This is a genomic window from uncultured Cyclobacterium sp., assembly GCF_963977555.1.
Lineage (GTDB): Bacteria > Bacteroidota > Bacteroidia > Cytophagales > Cyclobacteriaceae > Cyclobacterium.
The window spans coordinates 334,561-359,896 of record NZ_CAXBPD010000004.1 but is presented as its reverse complement, the minus strand read 5'-3'; the positions used below and the strand labels follow the sequence as shown (position 1 = coordinate 359,896).

The 25,336-nt window shown below is 37.2% G+C and carries 20 protein-coding genes; 5 read left to right on the top strand and 15 right to left on the bottom strand.

What is annotated here, in order from left to right:
- A complete protein-coding gene (locus tag AAC073_RS07220; protein ID WP_339923171.1) occupies window positions 1-402 on the bottom strand; it encodes a transcriptional repressor in 402 nt (133 codons plus the stop codon).
- Between the two features lie 959 nt (window positions 403-1,361).
- On the opposite strand from AAC073_RS07220, the gene AAC073_RS07215 reads away from it, so the two are divergent.
- From AAC073_RS07215 to AAC073_RS07195, 5 genes are all read left to right on the top strand, one after another.
- The gene (locus tag AAC073_RS07215; protein ID WP_339923170.1) at window positions 1,362-1,946 is read left to right on the top strand and encodes a Crp/Fnr family transcriptional regulator; all 585 of its coding nucleotides are present in this window, start codon (window positions 1,362-1,364) and stop codon (window positions 1,944-1,946) included.
- Window positions 1,947-1,992: 46 nt separating this feature from the next.
- On the top strand, window positions 1,993-2,667 hold the full coding sequence (locus AAC073_RS07210; protein WP_339923169.1) for a DUF4386 domain-containing protein: 675 nt from the start codon (window positions 1,993-1,995) through the stop codon (window positions 2,665-2,667).
- 64 nt (window positions 2,668-2,731) lie between these two features.
- The gene (locus tag AAC073_RS07205) at window positions 2,732-3,280 is read left to right on the top strand and encodes a DUF3575 domain-containing protein (protein WP_339923168.1); all 549 of its coding nucleotides are present in this window, start codon (window positions 2,732-2,734) and stop codon (window positions 3,278-3,280) included.
- A gap of 536 nt (window positions 3,281-3,816) precedes the next feature.
- Window positions 3,817-4,296 (top strand): DUF2975 domain-containing protein, encoded by a 480-nt coding sequence (locus AAC073_RS07200; protein ID WP_339923167.1) that lies wholly within the window; start codon window positions 3,817-3,819, stop codon window positions 4,294-4,296.
- Between the two features lie 3 nt (window positions 4,297-4,299).
- Window positions 4,300-4,527: a helix-turn-helix transcriptional regulator gene (locus tag AAC073_RS07195; protein WP_339923166.1), complete on the top strand. Its 228-nt coding sequence runs from the start codon at window positions 4,300-4,302 to the stop codon at window positions 4,525-4,527.
- An 882-nt stretch (window positions 4,528-5,409) separates the two neighbouring features.
- On the opposite strand, the gene AAC073_RS07190 is transcribed toward AAC073_RS07195, so the two are convergent.
- The 14 genes from AAC073_RS07190 to AAC073_RS07125 all read right to left on the bottom strand — a co-directional run bounded on the left by AAC073_RS07190 (window position 5,410) and on the right by AAC073_RS07125 (window position 25,174).
- Window positions 5,410-5,721 (bottom strand): hypothetical protein, encoded by a 312-nt coding sequence (locus AAC073_RS07190; protein WP_339923165.1) that lies wholly within the window; start codon window positions 5,719-5,721, stop codon window positions 5,410-5,412.
- Window positions 5,722-5,754: 33 nt separating this feature from the next.
- Window positions 5,755-8,406 carry a PAS domain S-box protein gene (locus AAC073_RS07185; RefSeq protein WP_339923164.1) on the bottom strand — a complete coding sequence of 884 codons (2,652 nt, stop codon included), beginning with the start codon at window positions 8,404-8,406 and terminating at the stop codon, window positions 5,755-5,757.
- A 537-nt stretch (window positions 8,407-8,943) separates the two neighbouring features.
- Complete coding sequence (locus AAC073_RS07180; RefSeq protein WP_339923163.1) at window positions 8,944-11,583, bottom strand: PAS domain S-box protein; 2,640 nt, start codon at window positions 11,581-11,583, stop codon at window positions 8,944-8,946.
- Between the two features lie 109 nt (window positions 11,584-11,692).
- On the bottom strand, window positions 11,693-13,165 hold the full coding sequence (locus AAC073_RS07175; RefSeq protein WP_339923162.1) for an aminotransferase class V-fold PLP-dependent enzyme: 1,473 nt from the start codon (window positions 13,163-13,165) through the stop codon (window positions 11,693-11,695).
- Between the two features lie 156 nt (window positions 13,166-13,321).
- Window positions 13,322-14,899, bottom strand: coding sequence for a GDSL-type esterase/lipase family protein (locus AAC073_RS07170; protein ID WP_339923161.1), 1,578 nt, complete (start codon window positions 14,897-14,899; stop codon window positions 13,322-13,324).
- Between the two features lie 463 nt (window positions 14,900-15,362).
- Entirely contained in the window at window positions 15,363-16,310 is a 948-nt protein-coding gene (locus tag AAC073_RS07165) for an IPT/TIG domain-containing protein (protein WP_339923160.1), read from the bottom strand.
- Window positions 16,307-17,542: a hypothetical protein gene (locus AAC073_RS07160; RefSeq protein ID WP_339923159.1), complete on the bottom strand. Its 1,236-nt coding sequence runs from the start codon at window positions 17,540-17,542 to the stop codon at window positions 16,307-16,309. The genes AAC073_RS07165 and AAC073_RS07160 overlap by 4 nt, the downstream gene beginning before the upstream one ends.
- Window positions 17,543-17,830: 288 nt before the next feature.
- A complete protein-coding gene (locus AAC073_RS07155; protein WP_339923158.1) occupies window positions 17,831-18,562 on the bottom strand; it encodes a carbohydrate-binding family 9-like protein in 732 nt (243 codons plus the stop codon).
- A 65-nt stretch (window positions 18,563-18,627) separates the two neighbouring features.
- Complete coding sequence (locus AAC073_RS07150) at window positions 18,628-19,902, bottom strand: hypothetical protein (protein WP_339923157.1); 1,275 nt, start codon at window positions 19,900-19,902, stop codon at window positions 18,628-18,630.
- Between the two features lie 22 nt (window positions 19,903-19,924).
- On the bottom strand, window positions 19,925-21,034 hold the full coding sequence (locus tag AAC073_RS07145) for an amidohydrolase family protein (RefSeq protein WP_339923156.1): 1,110 nt from the start codon (window positions 21,032-21,034) through the stop codon (window positions 19,925-19,927).
- Between the two features lie 468 nt (window positions 21,035-21,502).
- Window positions 21,503-22,078 carry a DJ-1/PfpI family protein gene (locus AAC073_RS07140; protein WP_339923155.1) on the bottom strand — a complete coding sequence of 192 codons (576 nt, stop codon included), beginning with the start codon at window positions 22,076-22,078 and terminating at the stop codon, window positions 21,503-21,505.
- A gap of 327 nt (window positions 22,079-22,405) precedes the next feature.
- Entirely contained in the window at window positions 22,406-22,933 is a 528-nt protein-coding gene (locus AAC073_RS07135) for a hypothetical protein (protein WP_339923154.1), read from the bottom strand.
- A gap of 84 nt (window positions 22,934-23,017) precedes the next feature.
- On the bottom strand, window positions 23,018-23,374 hold the full coding sequence (locus AAC073_RS07130) for a hypothetical protein (protein WP_339923153.1): 357 nt from the start codon (window positions 23,372-23,374) through the stop codon (window positions 23,018-23,020).
- Window positions 23,375-23,665: 291 nt separating this feature from the next.
- A complete protein-coding gene (locus AAC073_RS07125) occupies window positions 23,666-25,174 on the bottom strand; it encodes a biopolymer transporter TolR (protein WP_339923152.1) in 1,509 nt (502 codons plus the stop codon).
- Window positions 25,175-25,336: the final 162 nt, after the last annotated feature.

Below are 25,336 nucleotides of genomic sequence, written 5' to 3'. Positions count from 1 at the left end.
TTACTGGTTGCATTTGGCGCATAAACCTTTGATAATTAATTCAGTGTCGGAGCAGGTGTACCCCTTGGGTAATGGATGAGTATTTATGGGTGTATTATTTAGACATTCTACTGCGTTGCAATCATTGCAATAGAAATGGGCATGCATTTTCTTGGGATTTAAGGCATTTCCTAAAGCGTATTTGACAAATAGGTTGTCAATTACTATTTTATGAATTATTCTATTGGCTTCAAGCGTTTTAAATGACCTGTAAAAGGTGGTTCGGTCATAACTTCCACTAAAGTTTTCCCTGATCTCGCTTTCAGATAAAGCCTGTTTTGAGCCCATCATCACCTCAAGGATTCCTTCTCGACAGCTTGTTCTTTTTAACTTATGGTAGTTTAAAATTTCAATCGCTTCCATATATGCAATTTAGTTTCATGTGCAACAATGATGCAAATTATAAATAAATTCTCATAATTAAAATTTATAGGGAATCTCTTCTGCCTAGGTTTTATGGATGGCTTTTCCCAACTAACTCCAGTGGCTGAGCCTGTCGAAGCCAGCGGAGTCGAAGTCTGGTGCCTGAGCGGAGTCGAAGTCTTATGTTGACATACCCGATATTTGGGCAAAAGTATGGATATAAATGACCCATTTTCTCTCTTATATTTTGCTAAAGCCGGGTAAAATGGTATTTACTTTGGTAAATGGACCGAAGCCCATTCGTATTGAATTTGTTTATTTAATCAATTTGTGTGGGGGGAATGCTGGGCTATTAAATGAAAGTTGGAAACTTTCATTATTATAGGTCTAAGTTACGCTTCGCTAAACTTAGACAAGTTGTGGGATAGCCCGAAAATGGCCTTATGTATTCCATTTCCGATCGAATCGATCCCCGTAACTCAATAGCCCTCAGCTTCAGCTGGGGGTCAAAAGGTATTTGCATGTTTTCGGGGCTTTAGCCCAAAGATACTCCCGGAGAGTCATTAAATAATTTAGCAGCATAACCAAAGGTTCCCCATAATTATAAGGCGTTCAATTTGCGCTCCAAAATCTCTGCTAAAACCGGGATGTAATGATGCCCATTAATAAATGGACTTCAGCCCATTTCTATTGAGAAGGATTCATCAAATAATTCAAGAATATACCTGACAATTTAAAATGTATGAATATTTCCAATGGAATTGATTTGGAATATTAATAGCCCCCAACTTAAGCTGTACTATGTAGGCAAAATTTTTTGTTTGTTCGAGGATTATTTTCTTCCGAAATGCTTAATTTGACGAAGGAATTTAAGCTAAGGAGCGTGCTGAATTGTATGGATATACGCAACTCCTATGCTAATATATGGGAATAGAATTGTTGCAAAAACCTATTTAATCGTGAAAAAAGAAATATTAAAGTACCTTTCAAAATATACTAAAATCACTAATGAGTTAGAAAATGCAATTACTGAAAATACTTTTATTAAAAGCTTTAATAAAGGGACAATGCTACTTAGTGAAGGAGATGTTTCAACTGAATGTTATTTTTTGCTAAAAGGTTGTGTAAGAAGCTATATAATTGAAAAGGGTGAAGAAAAGACTGTTGAATTTTATACAGAAGAACAGGTAGTTACACCATCTAACTACGGGAAATCTACGCCGTCAAATTATTATTTGGAATGTATCGAAGATGTCATCGTCAGTGTAGGTAATCCTAAATTGGAAGAAGAAACATTTCAAAAATACCCACAATTAGAATCTTTATCCAGAGTAATTGCTGAAATAATAATGGCTAAAAATCAAGACTCCTTTGCCAAATTTAAAACATCTAATCCAGAGGAAAGATACCTAAATATGTTGAAAACGAGACCAGAATTAATTCAGCGTGCTCCTCAACATCAGATTGCTAGTTATTTAGGTGTAAAACCAGAATCGTTGAGCAGAATAAGAAAGAGAATATTTGATAAAAAAGTAATTTCTTAACTTTAGTCAATGAAATAAAAATTGCATCCATCTACTTTTGTAGTATATGGAAAGTAAACAAATTTCAAAATTAGCAGGAACTCTAATCTTTATTGGAATAATTGCAGGTATTTTAAGTGTTACTCCTGCTGTCGAAAGTGAAAATTATCTTGAAATTGTATATATAAATAAAACCAAGGTTTTAATTGCAGCATTTTTTCAGTTTCTTCTAATTCCAATATATATAGGTTTCTCATTACTGATGTATCCCCTAATAAACCAAAGCAATAGGGTTCTTTCTATTGGGTTTGTTGGGTTTCGATTTATGGCTGGAGCTTTTCAGTTATTAGGGATTATATTATTACCAGCATTTATCTTTTTAAGTGAAAAATACTCATTGGGAATCAATAGTAATTTAATTTTTTTTGAAACAGTTGGCGAAATATTAAAGGTTTTTAGAGATTTAATTAATCATTTAGGGGTAATAGTAGCGACAGGGTTAGGAAACCTTCTGTTTTACAGTATACTTTATAAAGAAAAAAATACACCTATATGGTTGTCAATATGGGGCCTAGCAGGAAATGTAGTAATAATAGTGGCAAGCTTTTTAATTTTATTTCAACTAATTGATGTCATTTCCATTGAGTATATAGTTATGACAATTCCTCTATTATTACAAGAGATTGTGTTGGCAATTTGGCTTATAAAGTATGGGTTAAGGTATACAAAACTTTTAATTTAGTAGGATTTATTGTTAATGGATATTTAAATTTAAGTCTTATAAGAACGATTCCAACTTGCAATTCATGAAGAAAAATTTTTTAATAATGGTGATGCTATTTTCAATTATTGTTGTTAAAGGGCAAAGTCAAAGCGGAACAATTCCTAAACTTTTGGAAAGGAAAAATGAACTCAAAATTAATGTCTATTTCACAGTTCTTGGACTATTTGAAGGAACTTACGAAAGAAATTTAAATAGCGCGTCATCATGGGGAATAATTGGATTGTATTCTTTTAACCAAAAGTTCGATGAGGATGTAAATTATCAAATATCTCCTTTTTATAGGAGATACTTTGGTAAACATTATGCATCAGGTTTTTTTACTGAAGGATTTGCTACTTTAGGTTCAATTGATGGTAAACAATTAACTGATAATAATGGTGGTTTAACTGTTAATGAAGGCCCTGATGTAATAGATTTATCACTTGGTTTAAGTGTTGGGTACAAATGGGTAATCAAAAATAGAATTTCATTTGAGGCTTTATTTGGAATGGGAGGAAATTTATTTAATGCTGATAAAACAGACCACAATATCATTAATCGTCGTGCAATAGGTGTAGGTTATAGATTTTAATCTGAATATAAAAATTTCACAACGCTATTATAAATGGCCATTGATGTGTTTTCATTTATAATATAAACTCGAAAAGGCCTAATGTATTCCATTCCTATCGAATCGATTCCCGTAACTCAATAGTCCCCTGCTTCAGCTGGGGGATTAAATTGGTAGATGTCGTCTGAGGGCTTCAGCCCAATGTTTTACGCGAAGACATTAAATAATTTTGAAGCCTAACCCAAGGTTCCCCATAATTTAAAAGCGTTCTATTTGCGCTCTAAATTTTGGCTAAAGCCGGGTGAAATGACATTGTCTTTTAATAAATGGGCTGAAGCCATTACTATTGAGGGGGTTGAATTTATCAATTTGTTTGTGAGGGTTACTAGGTTATTAAATGAAAGTTGGAAACTTTCAGAATATTAGGTCTAAGTTACGCTTCGCTAAGCTTAGACCAGTTGGAGTTTTTGATATTTCATCTTTGCAATAAATAATTATTGTTTATCAATAAATATTTATTACTTTTGTTGATAATAATTAAATTTCGTAAACTCATTATGAATAAATATTCAATAATATTCCTTAAGGCAGTCCTATTGCTTATCGGAATTGTGGCACTTGCCATTTTGATTTGGTTTCCCTTAACCGAAGGAAGAGCCACTAATTTAGATTTGTTTAACATATATTTTGACTCGTTCATTTTGTATGGATATGCTGTATCAATCCTCTTTTTTATTGCACTTTACCAGGCTTTCAGATTACTAGGATACATCGGACAAAATAATGTGTTTTCATCAAACGCTGTTAATGCTTTAAAGCGTATTAAGCATTGTGCCATTGCAATAAGTGCATTAATTGTAGCAGCAGGTTTATTCATAAGAATATCTCATAATATAGAGGACGACCCAGCGGGCTTTCTCGCCATATGCATTGTAACTACTTTTGCAGCAATAGTCATTGCTACCACAGCGGCAATATTTCAAAAACTATTGCAAAATGCCATTGATATGAAATCCGAAAATGACTTGACAATTTAAGCTATGCCAATTATTGTAAATTTAGATGTGATAATGGCCAAGCGTAAAGTTTCTCTCAATGAACTTTCTGAAAGGGTTAATCTAACCTTATCTAACCTTTCTATCTTAAAGACAGGTAAGGCGAAAGCTATTCGTTTTAGTACCTTAGAAGCTATTTGTAAAGCATTGGACTGTCAGCCAAGTGATATTTTGGAGTATGTAAAGGATGAAAATGTATCAACCAACGGCTAATATCCCATAAATATTAAATGTTTGATTCTTCCCTATTCGGAAGCCCCTGCGAATCTTTCTATGGTATATTACAATTATAATAAGACAGTTGATTACATAGGCAACTAATCTTATACCTGTGAAGTATTTTTAGAAACAGCCAGTGAAATCATTTCCAAAACCTAGTGCATAATAAATTAGCAAAGGTTATACAATTAAGGTTTTGATTCAAGGTAGGCTCGCTCGATCGGAATTGGACACAAGATTCCGTTGAAGTCCTAGTTTGCGAATTGGGTAGGTTTTGTTGAGTGCCTCAGAGGCTTATAAGGCACCTCGGAACCTACCCTTATACCTTCGTAACGCCAATTTCTGACAAGAAATAGGGGGTAGGTGCCCAAAACTGACAACATTGGACCTTTTAGCTCGAATTTTCCACCTTTGAACTCAAATTTTCGACCTAAAACATCGAAAATTCGACCAAAAAGGGACATCAGTCTGGTCTAAACGTCGAAAATAGGACATAATTGCCGGAAATTTAAGGGTATGGGTGAGAAAATTGGTATCCCAAAGTAGAGAAGGGTACCTTCGAGGGTACTCATTGCAGTTATAAGCTTCAAAATTCGAGCTTTGAGGTGGGGTTTTCAATGTTTTATCCGGAAAATTCCGCCTTTTTGGCAGCTCATTCGACTTCAGAGCTCGGCAATTCGACCAAAAAGGGACAAAATTCATTGGTAGAACTACACAATTCGACCATTATTATACAATATTGGCTATTTGGATAGGCGAAATAAGGATATAAAGCAACAGGAATAAAAAGTCAGGTCCAAAAAAACAGGGTACAGCTCAATAGTTATTGACTGTACCCCTCAATTTGTTTTGGGTGACGCAAGCATATTTTAATGTTTAGTTATTTGTTTCATCGGTTGGACCATATTTGGCTCTTAAAAAGCGCTGTTTGAGGTCTTCATGGATCACTTTGGCATCCGCTACATTTACTTTGGCACCATATTTCACGGAGTTGTAGTAGCTAAGCGCTCCCACATAGGCTTCAGATCCTGCCATCATTACGGTGTCATTCAGGTTGCTTTCCACTTGTTGCAAATCTCTAAGTAAAGGCATCAAACCCTTCACCGCTTCCCAATCCTTATTCAATTCATCCAAATGCATATAGGGAGGAAGAAATTGACCATCGGCATGGGCATATTCCATTGACATATCTAAATCCGGTGTCTGATCCGAGTCGAAGTCTTAGAATTTGACAATAAAAGTGGTGCCTTTACCAACTTCACTTCTTACAGTGATGGCTCCTCCCATTGCTTCAATGTGATTTTTTGTAAGGAATAGGCCAATTCCTTTAGCCTCAGGATGCTTGTGAAAGGTTTTGTTTAGCCCAAATAGATTTTTGCCGTGTTGTTTTAAGTCTATTCCTAATCCATTGTCAGCAATTGTTAGTATTATTCGATTATAACTGTACTCCGTCTTCAATTCAATAATTGGTTTTCTGTCTGGAGACCGATACTTAATAGCGTTGCCAACAAGGTTTAAAAATACACTTTCTAAAAATATTTTATTGAAGGTAATTTTAGGTGCTTTAGAAAAGTCAGCAATTATTTGAACCTCCGATTCCCTTATATGGGCAACTAATATTTCTTTGGTTTTGGCTAAAATTTCTTCAAAATACAAAATTTCCATGTTTTTGGAACCTTCGTCTTGAATCTTTAGTGTATCCACCAAGGTGTCAAGTGTGCTAGACAAGTGATTGCTTACGGTTTCAAAATTGCCGATGATGGCATCTTTCAATTCTGGATCATCACTGGAATTGTAATGTTGTAGGAGGGCATTCAAATTGCTCGCTGGTGCCCGTAAATTATGAGAGGCGATATGGGCAAAGTTGGCGAGTTGCGTATTCTGAGAGGTAAGCTTTTCTGCCAATATTTCCAGATTTTCCTTGGCCTCCTTTAGTTTTTGCTGATTTTCAACACGTTCACTTATATCTGTAGCCATTCCTAAATAACCATACGTTCCGCCATGAGCATCCTTTAGCGGAGTGATTACCAGAAGGACGATGAGCTTTGAGCCATCTTTTCTGACGTAGGTCCACTCAAGTGTGTTGAAGGCTTTATTTTTAGCACAGGCTGCAAAAATATCAAATCCACTTATAGGGTGACCCAGTTGAGCAGATAATTTGGCTCCAATATTTACTACTTCTTCATGGACATGAATGGTTGCTGGAGACTGCTTTCCAATCATTTCTGATGAAGAATACTGAAGCATTTTGGCTGCGCCCTTGTTAAAATGGGTGATCAAACCAGCTGTATCAGTACCGATGATGGAGACTGATTCAGAATTGAGGATTACCTTCAATTCCTCATTGGCGCGGTTTAAATTGATTTCGGCATTTTTGATTGAACTGATGTCTTGAAAGATGCCGTAGACACGTTGGCATTTCCCGTTGACAAAGGCGGCCTGGCCTATGGAACGTACCCATACAGGATTGCCTTTGGCAGTCACTAGCTCAAGTTCTAAATCAAAGGGAGTACCTTTTTCTATTGCCTCTGATACCGCTTTAGATATTAAGTCACGGGTTTTCCCTTCCTTATAAAAGTTAATGCCGGTTGCCAAGTCGGGTACAAAGTCCTCCTGCACTTCATGGATCTCCCTTGTTATGCTACTCCATAGTAATTTTTCTTGTCTTAAATTCATTTCCCAGGTACCAATCCTAGCGATGGTATTTGTGGTTTCTAGTATTTCTTCTATCCGCTGTTTTTCCTGTTCTTTTTCTTTTATAGCCGTAATGTCTGCGGTATACATAAGCAGTCCGCCAATATGGTCTTCTGATACATACCATGGGCGCACATCCCATGTAAGCCATTGTGTGGAGCCATCTGCTCGTTCAAAAGGAGCTTCATCGCATTGGTTAATTTCTCCCTTTAAGCAGCGTTGATGCTTTTGTTTCCACTCGTCTCCAATTTCGGGAAAAATTACATAGTGAGAATGACCCACAATTTCCCTGTCCTTTAATCCATAATCTTCAATCCATTTTTGGGAGGCTGCCATGTAACGCATTTCCTTATCAAACATGGCAATGGCATTGGGCGCCTGTTGAATGAAAATGCTATTTCGCTTGTTGCTTTCTGCCAACTCTGTTTCCATTTTTACCCTAGCTGTAATGTCCCGGATTGAAGCCATTAGAAGGATGCCGTCTTCAGATTGGGTAGGGCTCAGACTCATCTCTGCACGAAATTTTTCTCCATTTTTTCGTATCCCATAGAAATTGAGGTCTTTTTCTATCGACTTGACAGTGGAAGGATTAAAATATTTTTCAATTTGTAAATTGTTTTCAGCTCTATATTCATCTTGAATTAAAAGCTCCATGCCTTTTCTCAGTAGCTCTGTTTTTGAATAGCCAAAGATGGCTGTGGCTTGGTGATTTGCCAGTTGAATTGTTCCAGAGCTATTGATTATTACAATGGCATCAGGAGCAGATTCCAAAAGATTGGAAAATAACTTTTCTGATTTAGCATTGGAGATTTCCAATTGTTTGCGGATTGTTATATCAGCAATAAGTGCTGTAAACCCAATGACATTTCCATTTTCAATATCGGGCGTATAGGTGGCATGAGAATACTTCAATTCTCCATTAGGCATACCCACTTCCATATCGAAACTTTGTATGTTTCCTTTTAGCACTTCCCTGATATAGGGATAATGCAAGCCATATTTTGGCCCGAGTAATTCCTGCTTAGACATTTTATCTATCATCACCTCTTGGGACTTTCCATACCATTCTAAGTAGGCGAGATTGGCAAATCGGCAAATTTCGTTTTTATCCCAATAAGCTAATAAGGCCGGGATTTGATCAGCAGCCTTTAAACCTATTTGTTTACTAGAAGCTTGCATTTTAAAAACGGTTTAAATAAAAATTAAATTATGGTAAAATCCACAAATTATCGAATTAAAAGAATAAACAACAGAAGCATTAAGTTAGTGATAAGCTATATGAAAACCGATTTCATGCAGAAAAGTTTGAGAATAAAACCTTTTTAAATTACAATGGTAGCTGGCCTTTATATTGAAAAGGTCGTTTCTTAAAAGGTCTTATAATAAGTAGCAGCATAACGAAAACCCTGATTTTTACTTTATAAAAACCCTAAATTCTGTAATGCGAATTAACCTGGGTTCAACTTATTATCAAAAAAAATCATCATTCTGAAGGTTTGGGAAGGCTTTTAGTGGTGAAAACCGTGGGAATCCCCATGAAGACGAGTCTGCCAAATCCTTTGCCACCTCAGAAACCTAACCAAAAGGTTTCGAAGTGAGGTTATTGCCGTTTTTTATGACGATTTTAAAAACAAACTCAGCTTATTAGGGAGAAACCAATGGTTAAAACTGAATTGATTGGGAAAGTTTTTTTAATACAATAGGAAAAAGGTAATGCTAAAATTTGATAGTAAAAGTAGTTCCCCTTCCTACTTCACTTCTCGCATAGATCGCTCCTCCCATGGCTTCAATGTGGTTTTTAGTAAGGAACAATCCTATTCCTTTTGCTTCCGAATTTTCGTGGAATGTTTTGTGTAAACCAAATAAATCTTTGCCATGTTTTTTCAAGTCTATGCCTAAGCCGTTGTCAGAAATTGTAAAATGGATCCTATTGTAACTAATGTCTGTTTCTAATTTAATAACAGGGGCGCTCTCCGAGGACCGATAGTTTATCGCATTCCCAATAAGGTTTAAAAAGATACTTTCTAAAAAAATACGATTGTAGGTGATTTTGGGTGCTTTAGAAAAATCAGCAATTATTTGCGCCCCCGATTCCCTTATGTAGCTAACAAGCATTTCTTTTGTTTTGCCAAGTACTTCATCAAATTCTATGATTTCGATTTTTTTAGAACCTTCTTCCTGAATCTCTAGTAATCCTACTAAATTATCAAGCGTATTTGTTAGGTGTTTACAGACGGTTTCGAAATTATCAATCACAGTATCTTTTATCTCTTGTCCCTCGCTGGTATGGTAAAATTGAAGAAGGGAATTTAAATTGCTCACCGGCGCCCGTAAGTTATGGGAAGTGATGTGTGCAAAGTTAGCGAGTTGCATATTTTGAGAGGAAAGTTTTTCTGTCAAAACTTCCAGATTCGCCTTGGCTTCCTTTAACTTTTGTTGATTTTCTACTCGCTCATTTACATCTGTAGCTATTCCAAGCGTACCAAAAGTTTCACCTAGCTGATTTTTCAAGGGCGTTAAGGTTAATAGTACGACAAGCTTTTGCCCATCTTTTCTGATATAGGTCCATTCATTGGTGCCATGGTCTCCAAGATTTGAGGTCTCAGCAATAACTTCAAATCCACTTACCTGCCGCCCAAGTTGAAGGGAAAGTTCCGCACCACGTTTTAGGATTTCCTCTTTTAAATGAAAAACCTCTGGGGTTTTTTTTCCAACCACTTCCCATGCTGAATACTTTAGCATTTTTTCAGCACCCCGATTAAAATGGGTGATTGTACCTTCATTGTCAGTACCAATAATAGAAACTGTTCCAGAGTCTAGAATGGCCTTTAATTCTTCATTTACCTTATTTAATTTGATCTCGACTTTTTTGATAGAAGTGATGTCTTGCAGGATACCATAAAGGCGTTTGCATTTTCCATTGATAAACTCGGATTGTCCAATGATACGGGCCCACACTTCATTGCCTTTTGCGGTGAGAAGTTCCACTTCCACGTCATATGGAGTACCATTGAAAATGCATTCTGAAATTACTTTTGACATTAGATCCTGGCTTCTTCCCTTCTTGAAAAAAGCCATGACGGATGTAGAATCGCGCACAAAATCTTCAGGGACTTCATGAATTTCGTAGATGATTTTACTCCATATAAATTCTTCTTTGTCCAAGTCCACTTCCCAGGTTCCAATTCTTGCAATAGCATTGGTCCTTTCCAATATTTTTTCTATCCGCTTTTTTTCCCGCTTATTTTCTTTTAAAGGCGTAATGTCTTCGGAGTGCATGATAATGCCTCCAATATTATTCTCTGATACATACCAGGGGCGAATTCCCCATTTAATCCATTGGGTAGATCCATTGGCACGTTTAAAAGCCTCTTCATCGCAATGGTGGATTTCACCCTTCAAGCATAGCTGATGCTTTTCTTTCCAGTCCTCTCCAATTTCTGGAAATAAATCATAATGAGATTGACCAATAAGGTTTTGGCTTTTTAAATCATAATCCTCAAGCCATTTTTGAGAGACTGCCATATAACGCATGTCTTTGTCAAGCATGGCAATGGCATTTGGAGACTGTTGGATAAATATACTATTTCGCCTATTGCTTTCTTTAAGTTCATTTTCAATTCTAATCCTGTCTGTAATGTCTCTGACAGAGGCCATTACAAGAATGCCATCTTCCGATTTTGTGGAGCTCAGGCTTACCTCGATTCGGAATTCCCCTCCATTTTTCCGTTTGCCATACAATTTCATGCCAGTGCCCATTGGTCTGATAGTGGACAAATTGGAGAATTTTTCAATATGACTTTTGTGCTTTGACTTATTGCCCTCCGGCATGAGAAGGGTGATGTCTTTTCCAAGCATCTCTAATTTTGTGTAGCCAAAAATGTTTTCAGCCTGTTGATTCACCATTTTTATTTCCCCGGTACTGTCCACTATTAGGATGGCGTCCGGAGCTGATTCCAAAAGGTCTTTAAAGAGCTTTTCAGTCTTTAAATTTGGGACATTTATGGGTTTATCTGTAATATGTGCGGTAAATCCAAGTACCTCTCCATTTTCAATATAGGGGGTATAGGTAACTTCAGAATGGAGCGATTTATTCTTTAACGATTTTGTTTTGCGGTAAAAACATTGTTTTTTACCTTTTAGGGCCTCTCTTATATATGGAACGTGATCTTCATATTCCTCCCCCAACAATTCTTTCTTTGAGATTTTGTCTATTATATCTTCATGAGGCTTTCCATACCATTCCAAATAGGCTGCATTTGCAAATCTGCATATTTCGTTTTTATCCCAGAAGGCTAATAAAGCTGGATTGTGATTCGCAGCTATAAAGCCTATTTGTTTACTGGAAGCCTGCATAAATCGATTTCGTTAAAAAATAAATATTCTATTTAAATTTTATTCAGATAATTTAACTTAACAAATAACATAATATATATGGATATTTTTTATTAAATATATATAAATTCTACCTTAGTGATGAATTTAATTTTCTTCCGTAATGAATTATTATTTCAATGATGTCTTTAATGTCTTTTTGGGAGGTTCTAAAATTTACTATACATGCCCTCAAACAATACTTTTTGTCAACGATGGCATTGGATATAAAGACCTGTCCCCCAGCTTGTAGCTCATTTAAAAGGGCTTCATTCATGGCGTTTAGGTAATCAATACTTTTATTACTATTAAGAGGGAGATACCTAAAAGTAGCAATACTTAAGTTTTGTGAAACAGCTTCCAATTCAGGATGTTTTTCAGCAAGATCAAATAACATTTGGGAGAGTTCAATGTCTTCACTAATTAATTTTTCATATCCACTTCGACCGACTTGCTGCAAGGCTAACCAAACTTTTAAAGCCCTAAAGCCACGGGAGTTTTGAAGTCCGTATTCATAGAAGTTTTGCTTTCTTTCTTTCCCTTCGTTGCCAAAATTGTAGTATTCAGGATGGGAACTATAGGTGTCAATTAAATGCTGTGGGTTCTTTACCAATGTACATCCAGCTTCTAGAGGGCTATACAACCATTTGTGTGGATCCAATGCAATAGAGTCGGCGTCTTTGATTCCATCAAAAAGATAGTTGTATTTTGGGACCACTGCCGCAGGCACACCATAAGCGCCATCAATATGGAACCACAAATCATGTTTTTTGCAAACAGTAGCTATAGCTTCTAAATTATCCACCACGCCGGTACTTACGTCCCCCGCTGTGCCAATTACCATTATGGGTTTAAAATCATCTTTCAAGTCTGCTGCGATGGTGGTTTCTAAAACTTTGGTGTCCATTTTATTGGAAGCATCAGTTTGTATCCATCTTACTGCCTTAGTGCCCAGCCCAAATAGAATGGCGGCTTTTTCTACCCAAGTATGAGTGGTGGTAGCGCAGTAGACCGTAAATCTTTTAGGGGTGCTGGCAATGCCTTCCTCCTTGGTTGCCTTAGGTGCTTTTGCTGTTCTTGCGGCTAAGAATGCTGTGAAATTCGCCATATTGCCACCACTAACCAAGAGGCCACCATAGCTAGGCGAAACACCAATAAATTCAGCTAGCCAGCCAATGGTTTGCTTTTCAATCTCGGTAGCGATCGGGCTTAAAATATGTGCACCAACATTAGGATTTACTGAGGCTGCTAATAAATCAGCGAAGGCTCCAATTGGTGCTGCAGATGAGGTAATGTATCCGAAAAATTTAGGATGTCCATTAAGTAAAGAATGGTTGAGTAACAGTTCGGTTGCTTTAGTAATTAATTCGGCTGCAGGTTTACCAGCATTGGGCAATTGGGAATTGCCCAATAAGTTTTTCAGTTGGCCAGGGCTTTCATTTGGAGTGACAGGCCTTTCATCGATTGAATCAATGAAGTCAGCTAGGTCATCAATTAATTGATGACCAATTTTCCGAAACTCCTCCTTGCTTATTTCTAAAGCTGATTTCCTGGTATTTTCCATTATAATTTTATTTTTCTATGCCTATCATCGTCAATTTACGAGGTATTACAGGTTTGTGAGGAAGCAAATAAGCTAAAAGAGGATTAAAGTATAACCATCTTTTTATCAGGTTTTTAGGTCAAAAAAACAAAAATAGTGTAAGTGCTAATTACAGGTTTAATTCATTTGCTCGGCTATACTTTTAGACATTATGATCTGACCTTCTTCTTCAGGATGAATGCCATCTTTGGCTAACGAGGCCCACTGAGGAGCCAGAGTGGTATGAATGTTAATGTATTTACTGCCATTTAAGGTGGCCACTTTTTTAAGTTCAGGAATCAGCCACTTAACTCTTTCGGAAGAACCATGGTATTTTTCTTTCATGATAGCATCATCTCCACAAGGTGGAGGTGAAATCACATAAATTTTCGGTTGGTATTTGACATAAGCAGGGTGTGATTTAATCTTCTGCAGTAGCTTGGCCATATTGGCTGGGATTTCTTCCTTTCTCGGTGCAAAGACCGCTTTACAATCATTGGTACCGAGCATAATCACCACTTTGTCCAAACCATGTAGGTTTTGCTCTGCCTCATCCATGTACCGGTCCACATTAAGCAATGTATTGAGCTTTTCCAATTCATTATTATTAAACCCGATGGTATTACCAGAAATGCTGGTGTTGTAAACAAAATCTTCAAAGTAGGTTTTCTTCAATTGATCCACCCAGCCATTCTCTTTGGCGCCATTTGAGTCACCAATTACCAACACCTTGTCTGTTTCCACCTGATCTAAAGCCACAGTTGTAAGGCATTCATGGGTACCTTCAAAAATGGTAAGTTTTACCAAATCCTTGTAGGATTTTTGATAGTGAATAAGCCTATCGGCTATACTGTCCTTTTCATCGGTTACAAAATTTCTGGAAGCAAGCATTTCAATCATGTCTTCCTGAGGAATGATGGCCTTCTTCTCCAATGCATCATAATCTGAAACTACCTTATTGTAGAAATTCAGTGATTGCGTTATTGGTACTGAACCAGTATATCCATCGTGAATGCCAGCGTAAATATAGAGTTTGCTGTTTTTGCGTTTTTCTACAGGTGTTTTCATGTAAATGGGAGACCGTTTTTTTGCTTCCTCTTCACCTAAATAATAATTTTCCCTCTCAAAGTCTTCCTCCTTAACCGTCGAGGCGGCAATGTCAATTGAATACTTGTTTCCTCTGCCTTCTGACTCATAATACCACTTTTTTAAATCCGACAAGGGTACCCAAGCCGAGAAGGTTTTTACAGGGAAATTGGTGTTCATATAGGTAAGTAAGGTGGCATATCCTCCTCCGCTAGTTCCGACTACGTGAATATTGTTAGGGTCTGCGTTACCATTTTCTATCGCATAGGCTATGGCATCTTCGATGTCCTGAATTACATATTCACTACCACAGGCTTTAAAATTTTTGTTTGGCCCTCTAAAATCAGGATGAATGTAGTTGTAGTCCTTGTTTATGCTCTCATTTACCAATACATCTTCCTGTTCGTAATTGGCGCTCCATGTATGTAGGCTGACAATCAAAGGTCTATTTTTTTGCTTTGCAGCGTAAAAAATCGCAGGCTGATTTTCTCCATCCAAAGTGGAGGGAATCATTATTTTCGTACATTCATCCGGCCAGTTTTCAATCTGGGTATTGTCCCAGGCGGGATCGTTTTGAGCAAATGCATTGGTGACAAATAAGAAAAGGATTGATAGAATGCTTAATTTCATTGGGGATCTGATTTTCACGCGATTCAATATTGATTATTGCTTCCTGAGAATTTGTGCTGATATTAACAAGGTTTTTGGTCTGTAAAACAGCTAATATCTGCTTTTCACAAACCAAAATTTAATTTAAGAATTTTGCGCCAATATTTAGTCCTATGATTTGGGGTATTATTAAGAGAAGAGGGGCATCAACCCGGATTATGCAATAGGATTTCAAGTGTTTACGGGAAGTGATTTCAGCACGTAATAAATTGTCTATTGCATATTTTGAGTTCAACCCAATGTCCCATTTCAATCCTGTATTAAAAGACATAAATGGGGAAGGTTTGATGGCTAATTGATAGCATTATAGGGGCAATACTAGGGCTGTGAATGAGAGGTTATTTTGTCGAATACCTTTCGTATGTGTTGGAAAACCAGTGTCTTATGTATTTTTGGAATATCGATACCATCAATCAGGCTTTATTCAAGGAGTTTTAAATTCAAAGACTTTGTTGCCTAAGGAATATATCTTGCCGCGGATCTCTAGGGTCAAGTATTGTGGGGTCTCGGAATAGGAGGTTTTGGGTTTAAATACGATCTTATCGTTTCCAGCATATTCAATGGTGACATTGGTTGAGTAAATGCTCTCCAGGATAGCTGTGCTGGTGGCAATTTTCAGATTATTGTCTTTTAAATAGTTGCCAGTTAATTCAACACTGCCTCCATAATTTATTAATTGTATATCTCTTTCTTCAAATTCAGCGTCTTGGAAGGGGATATTTACATTCATTGGTATCGTTTTATCCAAAACCTGTAGGGTAACATCAAAGTAGTCAGGGCCATTTCCGCTGGTGTTGAACTCGTAAAATTCTGGGATAATAAATTGGAATGAATTTTCCTCAATATTGATAACTTTGGCATCTTGGTTCTGAAATCTCACGGCGTACTTTTCAGTGAGTTTACTTAGCCGGCTTCCTTTTACAGTGATGGTGTCACCATAAAAAACAGGTGATTTATATTCGAACCTTTCAAAGGTAAAACCAGGTGCCCCCTGACTTACAAATCCAATGGGTTCTGAATATACTCTTTCGGTGGTGGTTTGTATGAATGCAACCACAGCATAGCTTTCACCTTTGATTAAAGATTGTTCGACTTTCATTGAAAACTGATCTTCAGGTCTTCCTTGCTTTGAAATCACCTCGGAATTATCCATAATTGGATAAATATTAAGACTATACAGAAAACCGTATACAATTATTTCCTCGGTTCCAAAATCGTAAATATTGGAGACAAATTCTACCCCAGTTTCATCTATCTTCTGAATAGAGGTCACACTAAATCGAGGATTTGTTCGGGGTGACAATTCCACCTGTTCACAGGCACTTATAAGGGATGAAACTAACAGCGCAATAAAAATTAAATGTCTTTTCATAACCTAAAACCTATCATGTAAGATGCAACAAGGGAATTGTAGTAAGATTGACGACTACTTAGATCAATCGTGTATTCCTTCGAAATATGCTCCAATTGAAACTCAGACACGATGCCAAAACGTCGGTTGTAAAGGAAGTTGATGCCTAATTTAATTGCTGGGGAAAACTTAGAAGATGAATATGTTAGAACAGATTCTTCATAGAGCCTCACTGTAACCGGTTCATAGGTGATTTTATGGTCCACTATGCTAAACTTGCTTTCTAATTTATTGGTCCGAATAACAGCTCCTGCACCAAAATAGAATTCATTTTTTTTCGTTCGGAATGTTAGGTAATTGATGAAAATGGGCACTATTAAACTTGATCTAGAATATTCTTCAGTAGCGGAATATCTCTGGTTTGGTTTAAATAATTCCATATTAATTACATTTTCCCCTTTGGTAAAACCTATGCCAGTATCAAAAGCAAAACGAGGCAACCTTCTCCATTGATCCAGCTTTATACCAAGACTTATATATGGGTTGTGTTGGGTGTCAAAAACATGAGGAATTTCATCAAATGAGTCTTTTGTCAGGTAGGATTGGGTAAAAAAAATTCCAGCACCTGCAACTAGTGAAGCCCTCACAAAAGGCAACTTCTCCACATTTAGCGCGTATGGTATCTGCTCGCATTCATAGTAGACCTTAAAAGTTGATATCAGCTCTTTTTCAGATAAGTTGGTGGTAGCAATCTTTTCCTGTAATACATCACCACATGGCCCGTAAAGCATATAACTTAAACGTCCCATGTACTCCCTGTCTTTGGCCCTTACCAAGTTCCCTTCAGCATCTTTTGCTTCAGATACAATATTCAATTCCAAAAAATAGTCCTCGTTTTCAATAAAAAACCAATTTTTATAGCTCAATAGGCTGACATTTCCTTCTAATATGATTTGAAAAAATACTAGTCCATCTACTTCCTTCTCTGGGATATGCCTGCTTTTGAACTTTCTTCCATTTGACAAGCCAAACCCTTGAATGTCATCGGGATAATACTTTGTTTTTACTCCTTCATTCGAAACGAAAGGGATATATGTGATCGTGTTAAAATCAAATGATTTTTTGATCGTACCATATATTTTATGGCCTTCTTGATTGATGATGTAGTCCTGGCTTACATCCTGACTAAAAACCAGGTAGGTGGTAGCGAAAAAACAGCAAATTGCTGCAGCCAGTAGTCTTGTTATTCTCATAATTCAAAAAAAAATTAAACCTTAAAAAAGGAGGGTGTTTATAAAATATTGTTTTTTAAATGTGCTATAAATGAATCAGTTATTGCCATAAAAATTGAATGGTACTTCTTTGAAAAACAGTACAATATTGTGTAAACGTAAAAGTCTTTATGTTGCAAACATAAAGAAAAGATGAAAATTAATCTAATGTTCATAAATATTTACTGTAAAAAAAAATGCGGCCTAACTTTTTGTGCGCTAAACCGAATAGTAGAAAAGCTTCCTTGATTAAATCTTACTAAGGCTGCCCTACTTAAATACCAGTTTTCCGAAAACAGATGGTTTATGAAAGCTTTTTCCTGTGGGAGACCAGGCATAAGACGCAGATTCTTTGCCTTGGTTTTTATCTAATCTATAAAAATTAAGCTTTATTTCAGTCTCTGGGCCTACTCTCTCAGTAGTTGCATTGGCCAAATCTTTAAAGGGAATGGCCATTTCTACCATCCAGCTGTTGTCTATATCATCACGCTTGTTAAGCGTTCCCTGTACAGTTACACCTGTTCGAAGACCTGATAAGTTGAATTTTGCTGTTTCGGGAACATCAATGTTTTCAGGATCTACAATATAGCTGTCAAATAGAATATTGGCAGGGGAGACTTCTATCTCCACATAGGTGTCGGGAATATTATCTACATCAATGAATACTTCTACAGCCTCTTCTTTCCACAAATATTCATCTCGCTGGGTGAATTTTGCCCAAATATCCGGATCCTTGCATACAAATAAGAAATACAAGGTGTTATTATCATAACCTGCCTTGACATGGGTTTGAAGTTCTGCTTCTTGGACCTCCATTCCAGTACGATTGTTTTTCAGAGCTATGGGTTTGGCCTGCTGCCAAATGGGATCGTTCGCTTTACCATCAATCTCAGGAGCGGTGGAGGCAAAAGAAGCTTCAATTGTATAATCCGAAGACGTTTTCTCAGTACACTGAATCAACAGCAATAATACGCTAAGGATCAATAAATTTTTAAGTCTCATATTATGGGTGATTGATTGTAAGTTCCACGTAGTTTATTGACTGAAAATAGTTGAAAATTTAACCCTTAAGCTGCTTCGAATTTCACCACAGCTTTTTTTAGACCTTTCACACTTTCAATTTCCAAAGTGTACAGGTAATTGTCTTTCTTCTGAAGGATTTTTGAATCAGCTAGCTTTACATCATCAGATGTGAAAGTTAACTTTCTTTTAGATTCAATTTTGATGGTTAATGGATTTTCATTGAGATGGTCTCGCAGTTTATTGGTTTCCAAAAAATCAATTTTAATCTTCTCTTCATGAAGGGACAGTTTTGTGCAGACATGATGTACAAGTTGATTTCTAAATGAGGAGGAGTTCCTTGCCAATAATGTTTCTGGTTTATCCTTATAGGGTGCCAGGTGCTTTATCCAGCCATCGACAATTTCTGAATTGCGACTTGGGTCTTCATGCAACATGTTGGGCCAGTGTAAACCACAAGTTGGGCCAGTTAGTATTCCTGTTGGGGTTCCACCAAAAACATCCCAATCTAGCAAATCTTTTCCACGGTCTACGGTCATTACTCCAGCGTCAATCCCAAATAATCCATACTGTGCCCCTTCGGCATTGTACATATTATAAAAAGGAGTGTTGATATAATTTATCCCTCGTTTCTTTAAGACTGAGGCCATACTGATTTTATGGGCACCAGTTAAACCAAACCCATGCAAAAAAGCGGTAGGAACAAAAGAAGTAGGGAAAGGACCCAATTGATTTTGCGCCATTAATTTTTCAAAATAATCCAAGTGAAGCGCTACCTGATCAAGGGGACGCATTGTTCCGGAAGTGTCTGCCCATTCTGCCCTTGTGGCGTTTTCATCTTGCCAATATTCATGCCCCACGCCATGCATGGTTAGCTCATAATGCTTTTGATTGTCCCTTATAATAGCAGCAGCCTCATCCAACCATGGGCCAACCCATTTGCTGTTGTCCCATTTTCCGCGCATCCAGGTGCTGGTTGGAAGGTTTCGGAGTATGTTTTCTCTGTCCCATTCACAGAGGATTGTTGCTGCCTGTGGTCTTACATCCAATTTTTCTCCAAGTTCGACTATCGCTTGATAATCTGCAGGAACGTGGTTGCGGTTGATGCCTGTTCGATAGGGTTTTTGACGTGTATGCCCATCTTCCCCGGACCACCAGCCTACATCATCTATTACGATCTGAATGGGCATGGGTAGGGTAACCTTCAACTCATCATTGCGAATGGTTTTCGTGCCCTCACAAGCGATTAATGTGGAAGAAACAAGTCCGCTGCTTAGAATTGCTGATTTTTTAGTGAATTCACGTCTTGTCATATTTTGCATTGAAATCTTTTTTTCCTGATTACTAACTTTGAAGTCTTAGCAGACGCATAGCATTTTTTGAATAGATTTTATCAATGACCTCTTTTGGTAATTTCAATCCTTGTAGCGCTCCAAAATTGGCTAAATGTATCTCCTCATCTGTCACATAAAATTTCCATTCACGTACCCAGCGGTCATGAATACTTTTCTTGAATGCCTCTGGATTATCGGCCGGATTGATCTGGCTGTCGGTTCCATAAATGAGCCTGTTCTGAAATTTAATAAAAAAAGCCCTGGTCTTCTGTCTGTCATTAAAAGTATGGAGTTGCAAATTGGAAAGGCGTGTTAAATCCACATACATGTTTGGGAATTTTTCCAGCCGAATAGCTAATTCATCTAGGCTCCATTCCAGACTGCCCAAGTGCGCGCCCATAAAAGTCAGTTCTGGGTGCTTTTCAAGCATATGGTCTCTGGCATCTATCTGATCTTGATAAGATGGGTATTCAGAGTGCAAGTACATGTGGTATTCAGGATGTGCACCATAATAGCCCTGACTGAAAGTCATTTCTTCTAAGGGCATCCAACAATCTCTTGGTTCACCATTGTGACCCAGTAAGGGGATGTTATTTTCAACAAGGTAGTCTAGAATGGGATCAAGCTGTTCGTTATCGACCATTACAAATTCACCATTCTTATCCTTTAGGTCCATGCCGATGTTTTTCCAAATTTTCACAGCTACAGCGCCTTCCGACAGGGATTTTTTCAGGCTTTTTATGGTGTTTGTAGTCCAGTCGGCTTTATTCCAGTCTTTGACTGAAAAGGTGGTTGCCATTGCCATGATTTTGGAAAAATGCTTTAAATGATCCTTAGCGATTTTTTGCTGCTTCCTCATAGGAACGCCAAAAGGCCGGTCGTCAATAATGTCCAAGAATCGAAAATTATCTTCTTGCGCCTGCTCCATAAATAATTCCTCCACCGTATTGAGATGAATATGAATGTCAAATTTTTTAACAGCCGCAAAATCTTCCATGCTGTAGTATTGCTCCTCATGGTTATGGACCGCTTTCTCTATATTCTCAATTACCTTTCCTTGAATAAAGGGGATAATAAGCATTAGCAAAGGCAAAAGGAGGAGCAATTTTATTATTTTCATTTCTTGATTTCAGATGTAGTTAGAAATAAATATAAGGTAAAAAGTTGACCGTTCAAATGAGAACATATACAGTCGAGGCCCTTCTTAGGGCAAAGACTATTTTGGGCTAAAAAATACCACCAACATATTGGATTTTTAAAGGGGAAAAATAATCTATTGTATTTATTATTAACTAATGCAGGAATGTTCGTAATTGAAGTGAGTGAATTGTTCAATATACATCGCGTATTTTTAGCGTGCAAGTTCGGTGTCGGATAGGAGAATTGGATAAATGATCTTTAAATGCAGGAAATCTTTGTAAAAATGGAGTGGCTAGGCTGGGTAGGTAAATAAGAGATTTAAGTACATTATTCCATTAAGGAAATAAAAAGGTCAAGGTAAAATTGAGTGTGAAGGCAATTGGAATGGATCCATCAAAAAGGATATGGGGTAGCGTTGAGCCCCCATATCCTTTTTGATGGATGGGTTTTATATTTCAATCTTAGTCCCCATAATTTTCAGGAATTCCCTGATAAAACTTGGGTGACCTGGCCAGGCTGGTGAGGTTACAAGATTACCGTCTACAAATGCTTGATCTGCTGGGATATCCTGAAATTCGCCACCTGCTAAAGTTACTTCAGGACCGACAGCTGGATAAGCGGTTAGTTTTCTTCCTTTGACCACACCAGCGGTAGTTAATATCTGAATGCCATGGCAGATGGCAGCAACAGGCTTGTCAGCATCGAAAAAGTGTTTTACCATTTCGATTAATTTTCCATTTAACCTCAAATATTCCGGTGCTCTACCGCCTGCAATCACCAAACCATCATAGTCGCTAACTTTTACCTCATCAAAGCTATAATTTAACACAAAGTTGTGACCTGGTTTCTCCGTATAAGTCTGATCACCTTCAAAATCATGGATGGCAGTTTTAACAATGTCTCCCTTTTTTTTGTCAGGGCACACGGTATGCACCGTATAACCTACCATTTCAAGCATTTGAAAAGGAACCATTGTTTCATAGTCCTCTGTAAAGTCTCCAGTTAAGAATAATACCTTTTTCATTTCTTATAATTTAAAAATTTTAATTGGTTTTTAAGGTTGCGAACAACCTTGTTATTCGTGGTTTATTGGGCATTTGAGTTCCTAATTTAATTAAATCGATCTGAATAAAAAATTCGAAAGACTTTTTACGATTAGGCAATATTAACACCTTCCTGCATACGTTTTTATCATCAAGAAGGGTCACTGTATATTAAAATAAAATATAAGTCAAAAATATAATTTCAAAGACTATTTCATGGGACAACATGGAAGAAAAGACTAAGTAGTAGCTCAATAGGTTTCTCTATGGCATTTGAGTTCTACTAATCATTATTTTACAAGTGGAGCTTATTGTTCATCGGCCCAGTCTTTCATTTTTTGTGGAACATCGCTTCCATCTTCCGAATAGAATTTCTCATCATTGTTTTTCCTTATGCCCACATACAAAACATTTGTATTAAGGTCCGCCATTAATACGGCACCAGGGTCACCTCCACTATGTGCTTGCATGCCCCAAGAAAAAAATATTGCATTTGTTATGGTAATAGGGGATTCTACTTCCCAAATGCCTTTGATAAAAGCATATTGAGGACCAAGCATTACCTCAAGTCGTTTTTTTATTACTGGTTTGTCCAAAAGGCTTATTTCATAGGGATACTTTTTGTCGTATGCTTTTAGAAAGGAAAGCTCGTTAGAAACGGTATTACTAGAGGATGGCATTTCCTTATTTAGCATTACCTCATTCTGGTTTATGGCTGGTTTTATCTCTGCTAAATCTTTTTCCTTATTTTCAGAATTACGCGTTGGATCACAAGACGTTATGCTGCATATGGCTATGAACAAGGTAATTATATTGTTAAAACGTGCCTTTTTCATAAAGTCGTCCTGAGTTTCATTATCCGTCAAAAAGATTTATTGTGGAAGAATTTTTCAACGCCAACACCGATGTAAATACTTATTTTATTTTCTGTTGTCCTCCCAAATCAGTGTTTTCTCTATTTCTGCTGTAAAGTCAGGGCAATTGCCATCACCTGTACCTGAAAACCCACCATCGGGAGCGCAGATTACATTGCAATTTTCATCAAACAGGTAATTGTACTGATCGCAACAATTTGAGGTAATGTAATAATAGGTATGACTCTCAACTTTCCATTCCCAAACACTTGCGGGAGGATTGTGAACATCCTCTTTTTGTATTTTTTTAATTTTTTGTTTGATGCAATTTGGGACATCTTTTTCCAATTCAAGGTCCGTACAGGACATAATTGCCAAGGAGGAAAGGAAAAGTCCCGCAACTATTTTAATTGAATTTTTCATAAGGGCCTATTTAAATAACTGCTTTCTTTGAATTGTTATCAAAATAATGGGTTGCTTTGTGACAATTCTCTAATTGAAAGCGAATCTCTTCTAGCATTAATTTATTACCAGTATTATTTTTTTATACGTTTTATGTGCATTAAAGGACAATTGTTTTGAAAAAAAATAGGATGATCAATACTGTCGAGCTGGCTGAAGAACCTGCTTTATTTGCCATTGAGGCTTGGACTATTTGATAGAACAAAGAATAGAAATCTTATTGCAGCTTTCAAGATTTGGTAAAGACTTATTTTAAAACCTTGTATTGGTTACAAATGAAATAAACTTACTGTCCGGAGACCAACTTGGAACGTTTATCGTTCCCTGCCCCCCATAAATGTATCCGATTATCCTGGGTGTACCTCCATTGAAAGGCATAATTCTTAAAAGGCATTGTTTGTAAAAGGGATGATCGCTGGGATCAATGTCTTTTGGGAAAGAAATAAATGCAATCCACTTTTGATCAGGGCTTACATGAGGAAACCAATCGTTGTATTCGTCATCTGTCAATTGAACTTGATTTTCTCCATCGGCATTCATTCTCCAGAGTTTCATTTTACCAGATCTTACAGAGTTGAAGAAAATATATTTCCCATTAGGACTGTATTCTGCTCCATCGTCTAAAGTTTTTTGCTCAGTCAATTGTTGTTCAACACCGGTATTAATATCGACAGTGTAGACGTCAAATTGCCCATTTCTGTTTCCCGTGAAAATCATTTTACTATTATCTGGTGACCAACCATGTAAATACGAATCCCCAGCACCTGATGGTGTAACTCGCACAGGAATGGAATCCCCTTCTGAGCGTAAATAATACAAGGTAGATTGGTTATTGTCATCCTCATTGTGATTGCTGATGCCCATTAAACTGCCATCAAAGGTCAACACATGGTCATTGTTGTTTTTAATAGTAAAACCCGTATTGATTGGACTTATTTTCCCTTCACTGATAGGGTGTTTGTAGAGGCGGCCTCCTCCGTTGTAAATTAAATGTTTCCCATCTGGGGTCCAATTTGGAGCTTGTATAGTGTTCGCCGTGCTGTAGAGGATTTTCCGATGACCTGTTGATACCTCCATTATTTCAAGATTGCTTCCAATATAATCGCTATAAGGTTTGAAATCTGAGGCTGCTGGACGTATGATTCTAACATTTCTGAACTTAACTACTTCAACTATATCAGCATTATGGGCACATACATAAAGGCCAATATATACCTGATTTTTGATGCTTGCATTGCTTGTCTTGACCTCTACAAAGGGCTGTCCAAACTTTGCCGTTGACATTATAAAGGTACTTCCCCTTCTCTCTAACTGGATAACATCGGGAAGACTATCTGTGGAAATATTTTCTTCCGTAATACCCTTGATGGCATTTCGGTATTGCAAAGCGGTAAGCCCATCCCCATGAACAGATGCGTTGACATGAGGAGTATCTGAATTCAAGTCGTTTTTTATTATCCATCCTGCTTTTCGGTGAGGATCTACACCCTTTCCCAGAAACTCAAGCTCTGCCCTAACTATAAAATCACCCTGAATTGTGGTCCATAGGTATTGGAATTCATCCTGGTCAAACCACATGTTTCCGCCACTACCCCCAACCGTATAGGTTTGATTGATTTTGTGATATTGGGCAAAACCTTCATTTTTGACTTCCCCTATGTCCAAATGATTGTCAAACAAACCAATTTTAGTCTGGGCTTCAGCGAAATCCCATCCGATAAATATAATTGCTAAGCTAAAAGCATATTTAATGAGGTGCATATTTTGTCCGGTTATTTCTAAATGAAATTTAGCCTTTTAGGAATTCTTATAAAAGGATTAGTATTATTTAAATTCTAATCTTAGAATAATTAGATTGCTTTTAATCAATTGGTTAAGCTTTGTTTTGGTAACAATACTTAGTAACCCCATGGTAAGAAGTTT

What these genes read in the sequence shown, in the direction of transcription:
- AAC073_RS07220 (WP_339923171.1), bottom strand. Translation starts at nt 402, where the DNA reads ATGGAAGCGATTGAAATTTTAAACTACCATAAGTTAAAAAGAACAAGC.
- AAC073_RS07210 (WP_339923169.1), top strand. Translation starts at nt 1,993, where the DNA reads ATGGAAAGTAAACAAATTTCAAAATTAGCAGGAACTCTAATCTTTATT.
- AAC073_RS07205 (WP_339923168.1), top strand. Translation starts at nt 2,732, where the DNA reads ATGAAGAAAAATTTTTTAATAATGGTGATGCTATTTTCAATTATTGTT.
- AAC073_RS07200 (WP_339923167.1), top strand. Translation starts at nt 3,817, where the DNA reads ATGAATAAATATTCAATAATATTCCTTAAGGCAGTCCTATTGCTTATC.
- AAC073_RS07195 (WP_339923166.1), top strand. Translation starts at nt 4,300, where the DNA reads ATGCCAATTATTGTAAATTTAGATGTGATAATGGCCAAGCGTAAAGTT.
- AAC073_RS07190 (WP_339923165.1), bottom strand. Translation starts at nt 5,721, where the DNA reads ATGTCAATGGAATATGCCCATGCCGATGGTCAATTTCTTCCTCCCTAT.
- AAC073_RS07185 (WP_339923164.1), bottom strand. Translation starts at nt 8,406, where the DNA reads ATGCAAGCTTCTAGTAAACAAATAGGTTTAAAGGCTGCTGATCAAATC.
- AAC073_RS07180 (WP_339923163.1), bottom strand. Translation starts at nt 11,583, where the DNA reads ATGCAGGCTTCCAGTAAACAAATAGGCTTTATAGCTGCGAATCACAAT.
- AAC073_RS07175 (WP_339923162.1), bottom strand. Translation starts at nt 13,165, where the DNA reads ATGGAAAATACCAGGAAATCAGCTTTAGAAATAAGCAAGGAGGAGTTT.
- AAC073_RS07170 (WP_339923161.1), bottom strand. Translation starts at nt 14,899, where the DNA reads ATGAAATTAAGCATTCTATCAATCCTTTTCTTATTTGTCACCAATGCA.
- AAC073_RS07165 (WP_339923160.1), bottom strand. Translation starts at nt 16,310, where the DNA reads ATGAAAAGACATTTAATTTTTATTGCGCTGTTAGTTTCATCCCTTATA.
- AAC073_RS07160 (WP_339923159.1), bottom strand. Translation starts at nt 17,542, where the DNA reads ATGAGAATAACAAGACTACTGGCTGCAGCAATTTGCTGTTTTTTCGCT.
- AAC073_RS07155 (WP_339923158.1), bottom strand. Translation starts at nt 18,562, where the DNA reads ATGAGACTTAAAAATTTATTGATCCTTAGCGTATTATTGCTGTTGATT.
- AAC073_RS07150 (WP_339923157.1), bottom strand. Translation starts at nt 19,902, where the DNA reads ATGCAAAATATGACAAGACGTGAATTCACTAAAAAATCAGCAATTCTA.
- AAC073_RS07145 (WP_339923156.1), bottom strand. Translation starts at nt 21,034, where the DNA reads ATGAAAATAATAAAATTGCTCCTCCTTTTGCCTTTGCTAATGCTTATT.
- AAC073_RS07140 (WP_339923155.1), bottom strand. Translation starts at nt 22,078, where the DNA reads ATGAAAAAGGTATTATTCTTAACTGGAGACTTTACAGAGGACTATGAA.
- AAC073_RS07135 (WP_339923154.1), bottom strand. Translation starts at nt 22,933, where the DNA reads ATGAAAAAGGCACGTTTTAACAATATAATTACCTTGTTCATAGCCATA.
- AAC073_RS07130 (WP_339923153.1), bottom strand. Translation starts at nt 23,374, where the DNA reads ATGAAAAATTCAATTAAAATAGTTGCGGGACTTTTCCTTTCCTCCTTG.
- AAC073_RS07125 (WP_339923152.1), bottom strand. Translation starts at nt 25,174, where the DNA reads ATGCACCTCATTAAATATGCTTTTAGCTTAGCAATTATATTTATCGGA.